The following is an 18,240-nucleotide window of genomic DNA, read 5'->3' as shown; positions in this document are numbered from 1 at the left end:
GCGGCTCCGGGATTGCCTGCGGAAAGCGTGGGCGCCGGACAGGCGAGCGATATGATTCATGTTAGTCAACAAGCTGAGGGCCTCCATAGAGACCCTAGTTTTATTTCGCCGTCACGCCACCGTCTACCGGAAGTTCGATTCCGCTAATATGATTCGCTTCGTCTGACGCGAGGAATAGGACGGCTGCTGCCACCTCATCCGCTTGTCCGAGATTCGGCAAAGCGATTTGATTCAAGAAGTGCTGCTTATAGTCCGGATGTTCCATATGCGGCGCACTCATCGGTGTCACAATATACCCCGGATGCACCGAGTTGACCCGAATATTTTGCTTCCCGTAATCGACGGCCGCTGCTTTTGTGAGAGAACGGACAGCACCTTTTGAGGCCGTGTATGCCCCGGCACCTGCCATACCTGTCAGTGCTGAGATGGAGGAGATGTTGACAATCGATCCTCCGCCATTTTCTGTCATGAGCGGAATCGCATACTGCGTTCCTAACATGACTCCATCGATGTTGATGCGGTATGTCCGTGCCCAGTCCTCTTCTGTCTGTTCCAAGAACGGTTTCGCGAGTGCGATTCCGGCATTATTGATGAGGATATCCAATTTTCCACACGTCGCTTCCACTTCTGCAAACACGTCTTCCCAGCTTGAACGTGAGGTCACGTCATGCTTCACCGCGATGGCTTCCCCACCTTGTGCACGAATCGACTCGACTACGCTTTGTACCCCTTGTTCATTGATATCTGTTGCGACGACCGTCGCCCCTTCTTTGGCGAATAGACGTGCCGTCGACTCTCCCATACCGCTTCCTGCCCCTGTGATGACCGCTACTTTCCCCTCTAAACGCATTGTCCCAGCTCCATTCGTTAAATTATGATAGTCTAACTATCATAATAATAATTGGATGTGACATTAATCTCAACGAAACTGCTCGAAGACGCTATACTTATGACAGACAATGAGGTGATGGAATTGAGTAAACGACAACAAAACAAAGAAGAACGGATCCAACTGATTATCCATGAGGCCGAACGCTTATTTTTAGAGAATGGCTTTGAGAAAGTTCAAATGCAGGACATTGCGGATGCGGCAGGGATTGGGGTAGCGACACTGTTTCGCTATTTTCCGAAGAAAGACCAATTGATCGTCGCAGCGGCCGTCAAAAATCTACAGCCGACACTCGAGCGATTTGAACAGTTTGTGAATGAGGAAGGCAACGCCTATGAACGGCTCGAGATCATCTTGAACCACTTTTTCGAGATGCAGTTGGAGCGGACAGACCACGCCCGTTTTCGTGAGGCGTTCGAGAGCTATGCATCGTTCGTCGCCACACCCCTTCCTGGCATCGAGACATACATTGACGTACAACGACGAATCATGCAGACGCTTGAACCGTTGATCGAAGACGGAAAGCGTGATGGCTCGTTCCGACCAGATATCGATGTGAAAGTGACAATTGTTACGATCATCAATGCATTCGGGACGTTCGGCAACAATATCATGTTGAAGTCGCACATCAGTTATTTAGAGGACGATATTGAACCGGCTGTGCAAATCAACGCGTTGAAAGAGATGTTGCTCGCATCCATTCGGGCATAAGAAAACCCCTTCCTCGTGAAGGGGTTTATTCGTGTAGTTCTAACGGCAGTCCATCCGGGTCGAAGAAGAAAGTCATCTTCTCTCCTGTAAAATCATCACGACGAATCGGTTCTGTCGCAATCCCACGTTCGTTTAATTCGGCAACGACGGACTCGATGTCGTGGACTTTAAACGCCAAGTGTCGAAGACCGCGCGCCTCTGGGAAATTTGGACGCTCGGGACTATTCGGTTTGATGAACAGCTCGAGCTCATATGTACCAAGACGTAAGTCGATTTTGTGATCCTGTTTCTCCGGGCGGTGGTGTTCTCGAATCACTTCGAATCCGAGTGCCTCGACATAAAACTGCTTGGCTTTATCGTAATCCGACGCAATGATTGCGACGTGGTGAATCGTATGTAAGTTCATCATTCTACCCCCGTATACAAAAAATGAGCACCTCTCACTAGAGGTGCTCTCGAAAGTCTACCGCGACAGACCACGCTCCACAACGTGCTCCTCAAGGGAATGTCCGCCGTCTTACATAGACCAGCTCATCGCATGTACTCAACTATATGCGAAACCTACGTCCTCGTCAATCTTTTCTTCAAATCCGGTTGACATCTTCCTAATTTTTAGGATAATCAATAGTGTTAGCACTCTTTATACGAGAGTGCCAAAATACAGACAAAAAAGGGAGAACGATCATGACAAAGAAACAGTTTCAAACGGAATCGAAACGAATTTTAGAGTTGATGGTCCACTCAATTTATACACATAAGGACATCTTCTTGCGCGAGCTCATCTCGAACGCAAGTGACGCGATCGACAAGATGTATTATCGCGCCCTCTCCGACGAGAGCATCGAGTTCAACAAAGACGATTACTTCGTCAAAATCGAACTCGATAAAGAGGCACGGACGATTACGATTCGCGACACGGGCATCGGGATGACAGAAGAAGAACTTGAAACGAACCTCGGAATCATCGCAAAGAGCGGTTCACTCGCCATGAAACAGGCGACGAAGATGGAAGAAGACTATAGCCTCATCGGTCAATTCGGGGTCGGATTCTATTCCGCGTTCATGGTCGCTGACCGTGTGACGGTACGGACTCGCTCGATTGACAGTGATCAAGGATACGTATGGGAGTCAGAAGGCACAGACGGCTATTCAATCGAACCGACAGACAAGGCGGACATCGGTACAGAAATCACGCTCCATTTGAAGGCAGACACAGAAGATGACGCGTATTCGTCATTCCTTGAAGAATACGAGATCCGCTCGCTCATCAAGAAACATTCGGACTTCATCCGTTACCCAATCAAACTTGATGTGACGAAACATCGTCAAAAAGAGGACTCAGAAGAGTATGAGGACTACAAGGAAGAAGAGACCGTCAACAGCATGGTGCCGATTTGGCGGAAGCGTAAGAGCGAGTTGACTGACGAAGATTACAAAGCGTTCTATCACGAGAAGCGCTATGGCTTTGATGAACCGCTCAAGCATCTTCACTTGAACGTCGACGGGACGATTCGTTATCAATCGATCCTCTACATCCCGTCAACGGTTCCGTTCGACTATTACACGAAAGAATTTGAGAAAGGGCTCGAGCTCTACTCGAACGGTGTGTTGATCATGGAGAAGTCACCAGACCTCTTGCCGGACTATTTCGGTTTCGTCAAAGGGATGGTCGACTCTGAAGACCTCTCACTCAACATTTCCCGTGAAATGTTGCAGCAAGACCGCCAGCTTCGCGTGATTGCGAAGAACGTGAAGTCCAAAATCAAAGGGATGCTCGAGAAGATGCTCCAAAACGAGCGCGAGGACTACGAGAAGTTCTACGAGTCGTTCGGTCGCCAATTGAAGTTCGGCGTGTACGACCAGTTCGGAGCAGCCAAAGACGAATTGAAAGACTTGATTCTCTTCCATTCTTCTCACGAGAAGAAACTCGTCTCGCTCAAAGAGTACGTCGAGCGGATGAAAGAAGATCAGAAATACATCTATTATGCGACAGGCGAATCAATCCATCGCATCGACCTCTTACCACAAGCAGAGCGCTTGAAAGAGGAAGGATATGAAATCCTCTACTTCACAGAAGAAATCGACGAGTTCGCAATCAAGATGCTTCAGTCGTATGACGACAAAGAGTTCAAGTCGATTGCGAGCGGCGATCTCGGTCTCGATGACGCGGAAGCGAAGTCGCTCAACGAGGACAACCAAGATTTGTTTGCTTTCATGAAAGAAGAACTCGGGGACCGCGTCAAAGAAGTTCGTGCCTCGACACGCCTCAAGTCACATCCAGTCTGCTTGACGGTCGCAGGTGACGTCTCGATCGAGATGGAGAAGATTTTGAACGCAATGCCAAATGGTGGCGGCATGAAAGCGGAGAAAGTGCTCGAAGTGAATGCTGAGCATGCCATCTTCCAGACACTCCAACGTGTGTATAAGGAAGATGAAGCGAAAGCGAAACAGTATACAGACCTCTTATATCAACAAGCCCTCCTCATTGAAGGGTTACCGATTGAAGATCCGGTAGCATATTCGAATGCGGTGTGTGCGTTGATGGCGGAGTGACGGTGAAGACAGAGGACATCCTCTGTCTTTTTCCTTCAGCATTTTTACACTATCTTAAAAATATGTATTTTATACCCAGTATATTTTACAATGTTTCTAAAGGAGTGAAGTTTGATGACTGTATACGTTCGTGGGGAAACTTATAAAGACCGAGGTTCAAAAGGGAAACGTGAAGGGGATCAAATATTAGCATGGAATACTCTGAATGAGTATAGTATGTCTAATTCTAGGGGAATTCGCTATCTCGGAATCAAAAATCCCTTGTTTAAAGGTTTACCTCCCTATTTCTTACTGGTAACCACTTTAACAAAGTCAGTAGCAAAAAAACCATGGAAAGACGAAATTGATTTATCAAATAATAGGATCAATTATTGGGGAGACACTAAACAAGGATGGGATGGCATTTTCGATAAAAGAGCTCAAGGTAATAATCGTTTGAAATTAGTTGAAGAATTTATGAATACGAGTGATAACATTTTAATTCCTCCATTTCTTCATTTCACAAAATTTAAGTCAGGTGAGATGGTTTTTAACGGTCTATGTCACTTAGATAAGATTGAACGCAAAACTTTTTTAGATTCTGGTGAAAAAATAGAAAATTATTTACTATCATTAAAAATATTGGATACAAATTCTGTTGATATAAAGTGGTTACATAGTCGTGCATTATCTCAAGATATTGATGAGTTAGATACTCTTGCTCCTAAAGAGTGGTTAAAAAGATAGAGGAGAGCTGAATAGCTCTCCTCTTTATATATCCAATGACAACTGTGCTTGTCGCTTATCTACTTCAATTTGGTGAGCAATTTCTTGCTTAGCCCAATCTGCAATTGGTTGTAAAACAGCTCGTGCTAATAGAACCGGGACTGCATTTCCGATTTGTTTATATTGCTTATCTAGCCTATTATTTTTAGAGCTAACAGATGTGCTACTTCCATCATCAAATACCCACCAGTCTGGAAAAGTTTGAACTCTCGCCGATTCTCTGACACTCAACCGACGATTCTGAGTTCCTATCAATTCCCACTCATCTTTGCCTAACTTTTTCATTCTTTCCCCACCCGGCCACAATTGTGCTTGTCTACCTGATGCTTGAACTGTAAAAGCTTGATCGTTCCAATTCTTTTTACGATTACGCGATAAATAGATCGATGAAAAGTCGCCTTCATAAACGTCTTCCGGCCATTCTGGTAAATCACCAATAGCATCTTCAAGCGTTACATACGGTTTTCTGTCCGCTCCATGAGTAGGCTCCGGAAATTTGTATGAAAATTTAACGTCATCTCGAACGCCCACTATAAATACACGTTCTCTTATTTGTGGTACGCCATAATCTCTTGCATTCACCAATTTATACTGTATTTTATAGCCTGCAGAAGCAAAATCTTCTATGATCTGTCTAGCAACTTCACCTTTTCCTAATGTTAAAAGACCTTTCACATTCTCAGCTACAAACACTTTTGGTTTCGCTTGAATGATTGCACGAATAAAATGAATATATAAGAAGTTTCTTTCATCGTCGATTAGTCTCGGACCAGCTGCTGAAAATCCAGGACAAGGAAAACCACCTAAAATTACATCAGCATACGGAAAGTATTTAATTTTTCGTATATCTCGTGGATCCTGAACTGTGTGTTCATTATCAAAGTTTAACTTATAAGACCTTGCTGACTCTTTAAATAAGTCGTTTGAATAAATCGTTTGAAATATATTTTGCTTTCCTAATCTGTCAAAGTTACTTTTCGACTTATATACTTCTTCTAGAATGTTTGGAGTTTCTTGACTCGATACTAATCCAGCTAAATCAAACCCTAAATCTAAACCACCACAACCAGAAAACAAACTGACTACGTGAAATTTATGCTTTTCTCGCTTAATACTATTCAAAATTTCTTCATCTTTAGAAGATTGAATAATTCGACCAGACTCTTCTTTAATTTTTTCCATTAATACTTGCTTCACATCTTCGGATGAGTAGTCATTTGTGGGTCTAAATTTAGCTCTACCTCGTTCGTCAATTTTCATGTCCTCTCACCTCATCTTCTTCGCCGTTACATAATTTTCTCTTATTCATTAATCATAACTGACTCTATTCAAAATGGCCAGAGTTAAGTTTTTCCAAAAAATGAGGACCAAAACGATATAATAAACAATACAGTTTAGAGAAAATGTTAAATAGGAGAAATTTATAATGATGCAAAAGCAAAGAGGCAATCAACATGTATTAGAAGTGAAGTACTACTTATCAAAATTGATTAAAGGGGAACGCATTGATTTACACTCTTCTTCAGCTGCAACTGCAATGTATCTCTATAAAAAGCATTCTTCAATTACTTCAATACAAAGTAAGTTTGATACCCCAAACCCTGATCAACATCCTGACCTAACATTAACACTACATAAACACCAAGTACCATATCACCTCTTTAACTCAAAAACTGGAGATATCCAACCTCGGAATTTAGGTGGCAAAAGCTTCTTATCCAAATATTTTAATGATCCTCTTTTACAAGATAAATTTAACTCAACGCTAAACAGACTATATGAAGCCTTTTTCAAAAGTTTTTTAAGGTCAACTAACCAATATAAATCTCTAAAAGATTATCGTAATGAAGTACGTAAACAAAACATTACGTTTTCATCAAATGAAAAAGCTAGAATAGCTCGAAAAAACATTCTGTATTCATTAAGAGAAAGTACGTTAGAAATGTTTCAAGAACTTCTAAATAGTAATAATCAACAACAGGTGATTTCTGGATTAAATCTATTACTATTTCAAGGGGAGTCCATGTTAGTGTCACTTGAAAAGGCACCAGAGTTCCCTGTTCTCGAAAAGAAATATCAATTTGATCCTGACGCAAACATAATTTTGTTCCGTAAAGGCAATGCATCTATTGGTTTTACAGATGGAAATATCACATTGTATATCAGATTTAAATTCGAAAGTCAGCCCCATAGTCCTATCAAACTAACTACCGCTTTGTTTAACAATGAGTCTACAACTAACGTTAACCAAGAACTAATTCGTAAGTTTGAAGATATTTGGACCCAACTTATTCATGAGACCAATGAAGTTAGATCGAATGATCCAAATAGTATTGGTAAAGTGAATGAAGCTCTCATTTATCACTATCTGCTCACTAATCAAAAGGCAATTATTTCTGACGAAAATTCAAAGGAACCTCGTCATTTAAATAACTTACAGATATATGGTGAAAATTTAAAAAAGGATACATTAGAAAAATTAAAGTACGCATCAAAAGATGCTGTCGAATCAATTTTACTACCTAGTATTAAAGAAGAGTATTCAGAGTATAAAATCTCTTCAGTATCGCTCACCGATGATGCTTACAGACTAGATATTAAAGACAATTCAGATATAAAAATCACTTTAACTCCAAGGAATCCTAATTCTTCAGAAGTGAAATTAAAAGAGCTCTGTTACTCGTTAAAAGCAAATGCTAAATCAAATTCGATACCCGTAGTAAAGAATCCTGGATTCGGAACTATTTTGGGAGCAAACTACTTTAGAGTTGGTGAAACGACTCAAGTAGCAAAAGAACTAAAAGATCTCTATTTAGAAGGAAAGTTAACTCGAGAAAAGGTGCTAGAATCCGCAAATCAATATCTTGCTGATTCTCTGTCCAAAGCCTCAAAAGCTTCTTTAAAGCTCGGTGTATCAACAATCGTAGGAGATATACCTACACTTCATACTTTTTATGAAAGTAATTATGCAAAATTATCTAAGATTATTTCCTATGGAGAAGATCTTAAGTTTATTGCAAATTATCCCACGAAGATCAACAATGCGATTTTTTGGAATGACGACAAAGAACAATTGATCATGCGTTTAAAATTTTCTGCAGGAGAATCTCATGGGTGGAGTAGTTTGAAATTAGCATGCACGTACAAAATTCAACCTTAATCGCTACTTGTGATTAAGGTTATTTTATTGATGTAATTGATAATCGTCTAATTTTCGACGAGAAAATGCAGAACCCTTTCCGAAATATTAGCACCTCTATTAAACATGTTTATTTATCGAAATAAGAAAATCGAGAGAAAAATACCAATTGGAATGTAATCGTTTTCTTTACTTTCATTAAGCCAAATACAGACAATCTATTGATATGCCTTATACTTTCAAAGCATGCAAACGCCTTGACAATTCCAGCTCGTTATATGAAGTTAGTATTACATTATAATTATTCTAGTCGAGATAGAAACGCTAGAGTAAAAAACAAGGAGGACATAACCCATGTCATTAATCGGCAAAGAAGTACTACCATTCAAAGCACAAGCATTCCAAACAGGTGAATTCCTCGAAGTTACAGAGAACGATCTCAAAGGTAAATGGAGCGTTGTCTGCTTCTACCCAGCTGACTTCACATTCGTCTGCCCAACTGAACTCGAAGACCTTCAAAACGAGTACGCTACACTCAAAAACCTCGGTGTAGAAGTTTACTCTGTCTCAACAGACACACACTTCACACATAAAGCTTGGCACGAAACATCTGAGAAAATCGGAAAAATCGAGTACATCATGATCGGTGACCCATCACACGTCATCTCACGCAACTTCGACGTCTTGAACGAAGAAGACGGCCTCGCAGACCGTGGTACGTTCATCATCGACCCAGACGGCGTCATCCAAACTGTCGAGATCAACGCTGGCGGCATCGGCCGTGACGCGAGCACGCTCGTCAACAAAGTCAAAGCAGCACAATACGTACGCAACAATCCAGGCGAAGTCTGCCCAGCGAAATGGGAAGAGGGTTCTGAAACACTCCGCCCAAGCCTTGACCTCGTCGGTAAATTGTAAGGAGCGATTGCATGTTAGAAGCAGCGATTAAACAACAGCTCGACCAATATCTCCAGCTCATGGAGGGCGATGTCGTCCTCCGTGTGAGTGCTGGGGAAGACAAAGTCTCAAACGAGATGCTCGAGCTCGTCAACGAACTCGCCAGCATGTCATCACGTATCTCGGTCGAACGCGCGACACTCGAGCGTACACCGAGCTTCAGCGTGAACCGTCCGTCTGAAGAGACAGGAATCGTCTTCGCGGGGATTCCACTCGGACATGAGTTCACATCACTCGTCCTCGCCCTCCTCCAAGTGAGCGGGCGCGCACCGAAAGTCGATGCGGACACAATCAAACAGATCCAAAACATCGAAGGCACGTATCACTTCGAGTCATACATCAGCCTCAGCTGCCACAACTGTCCTGACGTCGTGCAAGCGCTAAACGTCATGAGCGTCCTCAACCCGAACATCACCCACACGATGATCGATGGAGCCGCGTTCAAGGATGAAGTGGAAGCGAAAGAGATCATGGCTGTCCCGACGGTCTTCTTGAACGGAGAATCGTTCGGTAACGGTCGGATGTCACTCGAAGAGATCTTAGCGAAACTCGGTACAGGTCCTGACGCCTCTGCTTTCTCGGACAAAGACCCGTACGACGTCCTCGTCGTCGGTGGCGGTCCAGCTGGTGCGAGTGCTGCCGTATACGCGGCTCGTAAAGGAATCCGTACAGGAATCATCGCGGAGCGCTTTGGTGGCCAAGTGATGGACACGATGGGCATCGAGAACTTCATCGGTACCGCTTATACGGAAGGTCCAAAACTTGTCGCAAGTCTTGAAGAGCACGTCAAAGAGTACGGAATCGACGTCATGAACCTCCAACGCGCGAAGCGTCTTGAGAAAAATGACCTCGTCGAGATCGAACTCGAGAACGGTGCTGTCTTGAAGAGTAAGAGCGTGATCCTCTCAACTGGTGCACGCTGGCGTAACGTCAACGTCCCAGGTGAGGCGGAGTTCAAAAACAAAGGGGTCGCTTACTGCCCGCACTGTGACGGTCCTCTCTTCGAAGGGAAACGTGTCGCGGTCATCGGTGGCGGTAACTCTGGGATCGAAGCGGCCATCGACCTCGCAGGAATCGTCAAGCACGTGACGGTCCTCGAGTTCGCTCCTGAACTCAAGGCCGACCAAGTGCTTCAAGACCGTCTCCACAGCCTTCCGAACGTGACTGTCATCACGAACGCTCAGACGACAGAAATCACGGGTACGGACAAAGTGAACGGCATCTCGTATGTGTCTCGTGAGACGAACGAGTCACACCATGTCGAACTTGAAGGCGTCTTCGTCCAAATCGGCCTCGTCCCGAACACGGACTGGCTCGACTCGGTCGAACGCAACAACTTCGGGGAAATCGTTGTCGACCGTCATGGCGCGACGAACGTCCCAGGTGTGTTCGCTGCAGGAGACTGCACGAACAGCGCCTACAAACAAATCATCATCTCGATGGGTTCTGGTGCGACAGCCGCACTCGGCGCCTTCGACTACATGATTCGCAACTAATACAAAGACTCGCCCTCTATCATGAGAGCGAGTCTTTTTACAATTCAAACGTTTGCCCGGAGTCCGGGATGAACAAGACCGCCTCTCCGCTCCCCGTTTCAAACCGATAGCCCACTCGAGGCGTGAATGGATTCCATTCTCCCCCGGTCGTCGGTACGCTCTCGATGTACGTCACGTCATTGTACGTTTTATTCAGCGTCTCTTGTGCTTCCGCTACTGAATAACTTGGTACGGATAACATGATTCCGATACTTACGCTGATCACCCCAAACGCCACAGCCCACCGAGTCGATATCGGCTTTCGGAAATGGGCTAGAACAAATAGCGTAATCATCCATCCAATCGGCACCCCGAACGTCCCTGCATTCCCATACCATTGTGCATTGACCATCAATAAGCTAACAATCACCACACCGCCAACTATCCACCACCACTTCATGAACATCACCTCCCCTTCATTATCCCAGAATCAGGAAAAGACTCAATTTGTTTTTTTAGATAATTAACTACATTGATGTATGATGACTTATAGTGTATTATATACAGTATAAAGATTAACGAATGAAGGAGGCGAAAAAATGTCGGATGTCAAAGCCTCGTTGGTGACAGAGTTGCGTCGTGGTACGTTGACGATTGCGGTACTCAGTCAGTTGAAGACACCACAGTATGGTTACTCGCTCGTCCAGGCATTACTTGATGCCGAGATCAACATTGATCAAAGCACGCTCTATCCGCTCTTGCGTCGACTGGAAAAACAAGGACTCGTCACAAGCTCCTGGGATACGACGGAAAGTCGACCTCGAAAGTACTATGTGCTCAGTCCCGATGGAATGGCTATTTTGAATGAGTTGTACGAAGAATGGATGAAGATGTCGAAAACGTTGACCCGTCTAATTGAAGGAGGAAATGATCATGAATCTTCGTGATGTGTATATCGATGAAGTCACCTCTCGAATCCCTGAATCGATGCAGCAAGATGTCGCCCTTGAATTGGAGTCGACCATCGATGACATGACTGGAAATGACCCGTCTGAAACTGCCTTGTTTGAAGCGTTGCGCGAACTCGGCGACCCTCATGTTCTCGCTGCTCGTTATGCGAATCGTCCCCTCCATCTCATCGGACCAGCTTTCTTCACACAGTACGTGAACATCATCAAGATCGTCTTACCGATTGTCGTCACGGTTGTCACAATTCTCTCCATCATCGGTTATTTGACCAACCCCATAGAAGACACGTCTTGGAGTCAGTTCTTGATTCAAGCATTCCTTCAAACCGGGGCTGCCATCTTCAATGTTGTCGTTCAAACGCTATTCTGGATTACCCTCACGTTCTTCATCATCGAACGGGCTGTACCTGAGGGCGAAGTCCCCTTCTCGAGTTGGAAACCTGAACAACTTAAGAAAGTAAAACCTCGTTCGACCTCAATCTCTCTTGGTTCAATCTTGTTTGATATTGTCGTCACCGTTTTGATGGTCGTATTGTACGTCAACGCCGAACAGTTAATTCGCGTCGTCACGGATGGCGAATCCTATCCACTACTCAATTCGTCCGTCTTGAATCAATTCTTGCCGCTCATCATCGTTTTAGCAATCTTCGGAATTGCGATTGCCATTTACAAATGGATCGTTCGACACTGGACGAAGCCGCTCGCCTTATGGAACATGCTTTTCAATATCGCATGGATTGTCGTCACGGCACTCATTTTACTGCAACCTGATCTAATTTCGACCGAAGCACTCTCTTTGATTGCTGAACAAACGAATATCGACATCGAAACAATCAGTCGCTGGGGTGTATGGAGTATTTTGTTCACGATCATCGTCGTGTGTATCCTCGACCTGGCCGAAGGGTTTATCAAAGCCTTTCGTCGTTGACCTCACATTCAAACGTTTCATTTCCGAGAAAAGTGGAATAGCGGAGAAGAGAACGGATTTTGAATGGGGAGGCATTTGATGGGTATTCCAACAATGAAGTTACATGACGGTTATGAGATTCCGGCCATTGGACTTGGAACAGTTTATTTGAAAGGTGAAGCAGGGGTCGACGCCATCACGTGCGCCATCCGAAACGGATATCGACTCATCGATTCGGCGATTCGTTATGATAATGAAGGTGCGGTCGGTGAGGCGGTTCGTCAATCCGGCATCCCGCGCGAACAACTTTTCTTAACGTCAAAATTGCGCGCGCAATATTATGACTACGACCAGGCACTCGAGATGATTCGGGAATCCCTGTATCGGGCAAACCTCGACTATTGGGATTTATTCCTCTTGCATTGGCCAAACCCGAAACAAGACAAGTACGTCGAGGCATGGCGTGCCTTGATTCAGGCGAAGAAAAATGGTTGGATCCGCTCCATCGGGGTATCGAACTTCATGCCGGAACATCTCGACCGTTTGATTGAGGAGACGGGAGAAACACCGGTCATCAACCAAATCGAGTTACACCCGTACTTCTCGCAAGTCGAGCAGCGGCAAGCCGATAAGGAACGCGGCATCATCACAGAGGCATGGAGCCCGCTCAGTCGCGCCCGTACAGTCATCCATGACGAGAAGATCACCGAACTCGCCAAACAAAAAGGCAAGAGCGTCTCTCAAGTTATCTTGCGCTGGCATATCCAGCTCGGTGTGATTCCGCTCGCCCGTTCATCTAGCGAGTTGCATCAGAAAGAGAATCTCGATGTCTTCAACTTCGAGTTGACGGATGAAGAGATGGAGACGCTCAATGCGTTGACGAAGCCAGATGGTCGCATCGATGACCAAGATCCAAGAGAATACGAAGAGTACTAAAAAAGATTGAGCCGACGAAGGCTCAATCTTTTTTATTTAAAACGCCGGAATAGCCGTTTCTGCATAGTTTTCTTCTAAGAACGCACGGACTTCATCGCTCGTGAGGGCCTCTCCGAGTTTTTGGATCGCTTCGTCGTCCTGGTTATCTTCACGTGCGACGAGCGTGATCGCGAAGTCGTTCTCGACACCTTCTGTTAGGAGTGCGTCACTCTTCGGTGTCAAACCGAGCGGTGCCGCGTAAGCCGGTGTCATCAAGACCGCATCGACATCATCATATGCACGAGCGAGCATCAACAAGTCGACTTCTTCAAACTTGAAGTTTTTCGGATTCGATGTGATATCGGCTTGTGTATAGTACGTGCCTTCTTTCTCTCCGAGTTCGATCACATCATGTTGTGCAAGAAGGGAGAGCGAGCGGTCGATGTTCGATACGTCGTTGGCGATGGCGATGGTCGCGCCTTCCGGAATGTCTTCCATGTTGTCATAGTTTTTCGCGTATACGCCGTAGTTTGCGAAATAGATTGGTTCGATTGGAACGAGATTTGCATCATTGCTGCGGTTGAACTCTTCCATGTACGGGACGTGTTGGAAAAAGTTCGCATCGACTTCTTTCGCCGCAAGTGCCGAGTTCGGTTGAACATTGTCTCCGAGGACGACGATTTCGAGTTCGATGTTCTCTTCTGCGAGCTGTTCTTTTGCGATTTCAAGCATATCTGTCATCGGTGGGATGAGTGACGCGACTTTCAACGTCTGTGGTTCGTTCGCTTGTTCTGTTTGTGTTTCTGTGTCGTTCCCGCATGCGGCGAGGACGAGTGTGAGTGAGGCAAGAAGTGCCATCAATTTTTTCATATTCATTTCCTACTTTCTGTTTAGCGTTTGTCGATAATTCGTGCCACGGTCGTGCCCGTGAACTGGATCAGCTGTACGAAGACGAGCATGATCAAAATCATATAGAGCATGAGTTCTGTCTGAAATTGCTGATACCCATAACGGATGGCAAAGTCACCGATGCCACCGCCCCCGACGACCCCCATGATTGTCGAGTATGAGATAAAGCTGATGATGGATGTCGTCAATCCGAGTACGAGACCGGATCTGGCTTCGACGTAAAGAAACTTGAAGATGATATCTTTTACCGACGCCCCCATCGAAAGCGCCGCTTCGACAACCCCACGCGGAACATCAATCAATGATTGTTCGACAAGGCGCGCATAATGCGCGATGGCAATGATGGAAAGTGGCACCGTCGCCGCCGCTGTTCCAATGGCCGTCCCGATGATGAGTCGTGTAAATGGAATCAAAAACACGACGAGTAACAAGAACGGGAATGACCGGACGATGTTCACGACTAAGTTGAGGACGGAGAAGACGACTTGGTTCTCTACCAGCTGTCCTTTACGCGAAAGATAAAGCCACGTACCTAACGGAAGTCCAACTACGATCGCAGCAAGAATCGATACCCCGACCATGATGAACGTCTCGGCGATGGACTGCCAAATCTCCGATTGATAGCGTAATAGGATGTCAGGCATGCGGTTCGCCCTCCTTCCGTAGCTGTTCGACGAACCAACTTGGGTTCTGATCGATGGCGACCACACCCGTAGGTTCCCGTTCAATCGTCTCATGAACGGCCCCATCTGCCATGACGGTGACGCGATGACAAATTTGACGAATGACATCCATCTCATGTGTGACGAGGACGACGGTGACGCCAAGTTGTTCATTGACCGACTGAAGGACACGCAGCACTTCTGCCGTCGTGTTCGGGTCGAGGGAAGAGGTCGGTTCATCGCATAGGAGCACGCTCGGCTCACTTGCGAGTGCCCGAGCGATGGCGACACGTTGCTTCTGTCCCCCACTCAACTGGGAAGGATATTTATCGCGATACGCTTCGAGTCCGACGAACTGGAGACATTCCATCACGCGTGCTTCCCATGATCCTCTCGGTCGTTTAGCAAGCTTCAGGGAATCGAGGACGTTATCAAAGACGGTCTTATTCGCGACAAGATTAAATTGTTGAAAAATCATACCAATCCGATGTCGCTTCTTGCGGAGTTCCCGATTGGAAAGCTCGGTCAACTGGTCGCCATCGACTATGACACTTCCACTATCGGGTCGCTCCAACACATTCATCAATCGAAGAAGTGTCGACTTCCCGGCACCGCTTGCGCCGATGATGCCGTAAATCTCTCCTTTTCGAATGTGAAGCGATACATTACGAACAGCCATCTCTTGTCCATAACGTTTATGGACGGACGACAACGTGATCATGGCGGACATCCTTTCTATTTCTCGTGAGTGAGTCAACCATTTATCATTTTAGCGAAGTAAAGAGTTGATGTCAGGTCATGTGCTCGTACGAAAAGAACCGCAGTGCGGTTCAGAGTGGATGTCTTTCGAAATGTTCGGCGATGTGTCGCTTCATGGCGTCTCGATTTTCGGCGAAGATGCGATGGCGATGGCCGTTCCCACCGGATGGGTGCGGAAATCCACTCACTACGCGCTCCTGATCCAAGAGGCCCTGATGAACCAACAATTCCACAGCTCGCCTTACATTGACGCCCATCGGTAAGATGAGTGCATCTTGAAGATGTGCCATCTCTTCAGCGAACGTTTCTTCCACGTATGGTCGAAACAAATCCGTCCGAATCATATCCGGACTCGACCCGTTATAGTTTTTGCCCTTATAAAAGACCGGATAAGGGAGGACCGCCGTGTTTTGTACGAGATGATTTGCTGCTCCGAACAAATCGAGAGAGGACTCGATCCCTAAGTGATGATGTAGCTCTAAATCATCCAGCATCGTCACCAAGTTCTTCCGAATCGGACCGGAAAAACTGCCACGTTGTTTGACGGCTCGAAGCGCTTCTTCGTCTGTCCCATCCTTCAAGTCGCGAATCGCCTCGAACGACTGACGCATCTGATATAAGCCTGGCGTGATTCCCGCGATGACGACTTTCGCGTTTGGATTAATATATTCGAATGGTGCGTAATAGATGTCGAGTTGTTTCTTTTCATCACGGTCTAACAAAAAGTCTTCACTTTTTAACATTTCTTCTTCTAAATTTGATAACTGCAAAATTTTCGATTTGTATGTGTGAAATAACTCTGTCCGCGTCATGTAACTGACACTCCTTTCGTTTGCTTCATTCATCTCTATTTCCCTAAATCTTCATGTGACAAAAGTTCATGCTTCAGACAAATGCTATCCAAAAATAAAGCGCTTTCATTCCATTTTTTGTGATATTCTGACGGTGTGATTCAGAGTGCTTTTTAGGCAGATTCGCTAAATTTATACAAGGAGTGTGTTCAAACATGAAAGCAGTCGTTGTCAATTCAGCAAGCAAAGCCAACATTGAAGTCGTGGAAAAGGAAATTCGTCCATTACAATCCGGGGAAGCGCTCGTCGATGTCGAGTACTGTGGCGTGTGTCACACGGACCTTCACGTCGCGGCCGGTGACTTCGGGGATGTCCAAGGACGTGTGCTCGGTCATGAAGGGATTGGGATTGTATCGCAAATCGCGGACGATGTTAAAAGTCTAAAAGTCGGCGACCGTGTCAGCATCGCCTGGATGTATCATGCATGTGGTCGCTGCGAATATTGTACGACAGGACGCGAGACGTTCTGCCGAAACGTTCAAAATGCCGGCTATAGCGTTGACGGAGGCATGGCCGAACAAAGTATCGTTGTGGCCGATTATGCCGTCAAAGTACCTGAAGGCTTGGACCCTGCGCAAGCCTCAAGCATCACATGCGCGGGTGTCACGACGTATAAGGCCATCAAAGTCGCGGACGTGAAGCCTGGGGAGACGGTCGTCATCTACGGTTGTGGTGGACTCGGCAACCTAGCCATCCAATATGCAAAACATGTTTTCAACGCGCACGTCATCGCTGTCGATTTGAACGACGACAAGCTAGAACTCGCCAAAGAGAGCGGCGCCGATTTGACGATCAACCCTTCGAACGAGGGAGATGCGGCAGACATCGTTCAAGAGAAGTTCGGCGGAGCACACGCCGCAGTCGTCACGGCCGTCTCAAAAGTTGCCTTCAATTCAGCGGTCAACGCCGTTCGAGCCTGCGGGAAAGTCGTAGCCGTCGGGCTTCCTTCTGAAACGATGGATTTAAACATCCCACGTCTCGTTCTCGATGGGATTGAAGTCGTCGGTTCGCTCGTCGGGACACGTAAAGACCTAGAGGAAGCCTTCCAGTTCGGAGCCGAAGGACTCGTCGTCCCGGTCGTTCATAAGCGTTGCCTTCACGAAGTACAAGACGTGTTCGAAGAGATGGAACAAGGGAAAATTCAGGGACGGATGGTCATCGATTTCAAAAATAAAGATTGTCAGTAAAAAACGAGGCCTTGTGCCTCGTTTTGTTCTAGATTGACGTTGACGGGGTATATTTGCTTTTGTATAGTTAGGAACGTCTTAAAACCTGGAAACGAAAGAGGAGTGACTTGATTTGACTCCATCAACGTCAACACGTCTACTTGATTTACTGACAGAACGAAACGATCAAGTTCGACGCATAAGTGAACAATCCTGGAATGAGCAGAGTGACATCCACATCTCAAACTCCGAATGGTATATTCTCGCTACACTTTATCAAGCCAAGACGACCATTGCCGAGGTCACACGAGACGTCCATATCTCGCGGCAAGCGATTCATAAACTGATTAAGAACTTAGAAGGTAAGGCGCTTGTCCTCGTGACGGACCATCCGCAAAATCGAAAGGACAAATGCATCGAGCTGACCTCTCTCGGTCACACTTGTTATGAACAGAATGAGGCGCTCAAAGCGCAACTCGAGCAACGGATCCAAGAAAGCATCGGACAAGAGGCGTTCAATCAACTGAAAACCATTCTACGGATGGACTGGAAACTGTAATCGTGTCGGGTTCACTCGTCACGATTTTTATATGCACACCTTGCACCAAACGTCA

19 protein-coding genes are annotated in these 18,240 nt (G+C 45.8%); 11 read left to right on the top strand and 8 right to left on the bottom strand.

Annotation, left to right across the window (positions count from 1 at the left end; all coding sequences use genetic code 11):
* Nucleotides 1-100: 100 nt before the first annotated feature.
* Complete coding sequence (locus PQI28_RS12700) at nt 101-850, bottom strand: SDR family NAD(P)-dependent oxidoreductase (RefSeq protein ID WP_214785485.1); 750 nt, start codon at nt 848-850, stop codon at nt 101-103.
* A 123-nt stretch (nt 851-973) separates the two neighbouring features.
* Between PQI28_RS12700 and PQI28_RS12695 the strand changes: the two genes are divergently transcribed.
* Nucleotides 974-1,600, top strand: coding sequence for a TetR/AcrR family transcriptional regulator (locus PQI28_RS12695; RefSeq protein WP_214785484.1), 627 nt, complete (start codon nt 974-976; stop codon nt 1,598-1,600).
* A gap of 25 nt (nt 1,601-1,625) precedes the next feature.
* On the opposite strand, the gene gloA2 is transcribed toward PQI28_RS12695, so the two are convergent.
* Entirely contained in the window at nt 1,626-2,006 is a 381-nt protein-coding gene (gene gloA2 / locus PQI28_RS12690) for an SMU1112c/YaeR family gloxylase I-like metalloprotein (protein ID WP_214785483.1), read from the bottom strand.
* A 278-nt stretch (nt 2,007-2,284) separates the two neighbouring features.
* Between gloA2 and htpG the strand changes: the two genes are divergently transcribed.
* Nucleotides 2,285-4,153 (top strand): molecular chaperone HtpG, encoded by a 1,869-nt coding sequence (gene htpG / locus PQI28_RS12685; protein WP_339963515.1) that lies wholly within the window; start codon nt 2,285-2,287, stop codon nt 4,151-4,153.
* Nucleotides 4,154-4,267: 114 nt separating this feature from the next.
* Complete coding sequence (locus PQI28_RS12680; protein ID WP_339963514.1) at nt 4,268-4,879, top strand: hypothetical protein; 612 nt, start codon at nt 4,268-4,270, stop codon at nt 4,877-4,879.
* 24 nt (nt 4,880-4,903) lie between these two features.
* Here PQI28_RS12680 and PQI28_RS12675 read toward each other — a convergent pair whose 3' ends face one another.
* The gene (locus tag PQI28_RS12675; RefSeq protein WP_339963513.1) at nt 4,904-6,178 is read right to left on the bottom strand and encodes a DNA cytosine methyltransferase; all 1,275 of its coding nucleotides are present in this window, start codon (nt 6,176-6,178) and stop codon (nt 4,904-4,906) included.
* Nucleotides 6,179-6,344: 166 nt separating this feature from the next.
* Between PQI28_RS12675 and PQI28_RS12670 the strand changes: the two genes are divergently transcribed.
* The 3 genes from PQI28_RS12670 (at nt 6,345) to ahpF (ending at nt 10,510) form a co-directional block, all read left to right on the top strand.
* Complete coding sequence (locus PQI28_RS12670; protein ID WP_339963512.1) at nt 6,345-8,078, top strand: hypothetical protein; 1,734 nt, start codon at nt 6,345-6,347, stop codon at nt 8,076-8,078.
* A 333-nt stretch (nt 8,079-8,411) separates the two neighbouring features.
* Nucleotides 8,412-8,975, top strand: a complete 564-nt coding sequence (gene ahpC, locus PQI28_RS12665) for an alkyl hydroperoxide reductase subunit C (protein WP_015880295.1) — start codon at nt 8,412-8,414, stop codon at nt 8,973-8,975.
* An 11-nt stretch (nt 8,976-8,986) separates the two neighbouring features.
* Complete coding sequence (gene ahpF, locus PQI28_RS12660; protein WP_074036831.1) at nt 8,987-10,510, top strand: alkyl hydroperoxide reductase subunit F; 1,524 nt, start codon at nt 8,987-8,989, stop codon at nt 10,508-10,510.
* A gap of 37 nt (nt 10,511-10,547) precedes the next feature.
* Here ahpF and PQI28_RS12655 read toward each other — a convergent pair whose 3' ends face one another.
* A complete protein-coding gene (locus PQI28_RS12655) occupies nt 10,548-10,949 on the bottom strand; it encodes a hypothetical protein (protein ID WP_214785478.1) in 402 nt (133 codons plus the stop codon).
* 139 nt (nt 10,950-11,088) lie between these two features.
* Between PQI28_RS12655 and PQI28_RS12650 the strand changes: the two genes are divergently transcribed.
* From PQI28_RS12650 to PQI28_RS12640, 3 genes are all read left to right on the top strand, one after another.
* Nucleotides 11,089-11,436, top strand: coding sequence for a PadR family transcriptional regulator (locus tag PQI28_RS12650; protein ID WP_214696655.1), 348 nt, complete (start codon nt 11,089-11,091; stop codon nt 11,434-11,436).
* Nucleotides 11,423-12,385, top strand: a complete 963-nt coding sequence (locus PQI28_RS12645; RefSeq protein WP_339963511.1) for an HAAS signaling domain-containing protein — start codon at nt 11,423-11,425, stop codon at nt 12,383-12,385. The genes PQI28_RS12650 and PQI28_RS12645 overlap by 14 nt, the downstream gene beginning before the upstream one ends.
* A 78-nt stretch (nt 12,386-12,463) precedes the next feature.
* Nucleotides 12,464-13,300 carry an aldo/keto reductase gene (locus PQI28_RS12640; RefSeq protein WP_214785476.1) on the top strand — a complete coding sequence of 279 codons (837 nt, stop codon included), beginning with the start codon at nt 12,464-12,466 and terminating at the stop codon, nt 13,298-13,300.
* A gap of 36 nt (nt 13,301-13,336) precedes the next feature.
* Here PQI28_RS12640 and PQI28_RS12635 read toward each other — a convergent pair whose 3' ends face one another.
* The 4 genes from PQI28_RS12635 to PQI28_RS12620 form a co-directional block, all read right to left on the bottom strand.
* The gene (locus PQI28_RS12635; protein WP_339963510.1) at nt 13,337-14,149 is read right to left on the bottom strand and encodes a MetQ/NlpA family ABC transporter substrate-binding protein; all 813 of its coding nucleotides are present in this window, start codon (nt 14,147-14,149) and stop codon (nt 13,337-13,339) included.
* A gap of 20 nt (nt 14,150-14,169) precedes the next feature.
* Nucleotides 14,170-14,832, bottom strand: coding sequence for a methionine ABC transporter permease (locus tag PQI28_RS12630; RefSeq protein WP_339963509.1), 663 nt, complete (start codon nt 14,830-14,832; stop codon nt 14,170-14,172).
* The gene (locus PQI28_RS12625; RefSeq protein WP_339963508.1) at nt 14,825-15,571 is read right to left on the bottom strand and encodes a methionine ABC transporter ATP-binding protein; all 747 of its coding nucleotides are present in this window, start codon (nt 15,569-15,571) and stop codon (nt 14,825-14,827) included. The genes PQI28_RS12630 and PQI28_RS12625 overlap by 8 nt, the downstream gene beginning before the upstream one ends.
* A gap of 109 nt (nt 15,572-15,680) precedes the next feature.
* On the bottom strand, nt 15,681-16,421 hold the full coding sequence (locus tag PQI28_RS12620; RefSeq protein WP_339963507.1) for a hypothetical protein: 741 nt from the start codon (nt 16,419-16,421) through the stop codon (nt 15,681-15,683).
* A 194-nt stretch (nt 16,422-16,615) separates the two neighbouring features.
* On the opposite strand from PQI28_RS12620, the gene adhP reads away from it, so the two are divergent.
* Nucleotides 16,616-17,647, top strand: coding sequence for an alcohol dehydrogenase AdhP (gene adhP, locus PQI28_RS12615; RefSeq protein WP_339963506.1), 1,032 nt, complete (start codon nt 16,616-16,618; stop codon nt 17,645-17,647).
* Nucleotides 17,648-17,759: 112 nt separating this feature from the next.
* Nucleotides 17,760-18,185 (top strand): MarR family winged helix-turn-helix transcriptional regulator, encoded by a 426-nt coding sequence (locus PQI28_RS12610; protein WP_339963505.1) that lies wholly within the window; start codon nt 17,760-17,762, stop codon nt 18,183-18,185.
* Nucleotides 18,186-18,240 lie beyond the last annotated feature (55 nt).

Source organism: Exiguobacterium sp. USCH10 (assembly GCF_037619445.1).
In the GTDB taxonomy this organism is placed as follows: Bacteria; Bacillota; Bacilli; order Exiguobacteriales; family Exiguobacteriaceae; genus Exiguobacterium; species Exiguobacterium aestuarii_A.
The sequence above is the reverse complement of the archived record's forward strand: the minus strand, read 5'-3'. Positions and strand labels throughout refer to the sequence as shown.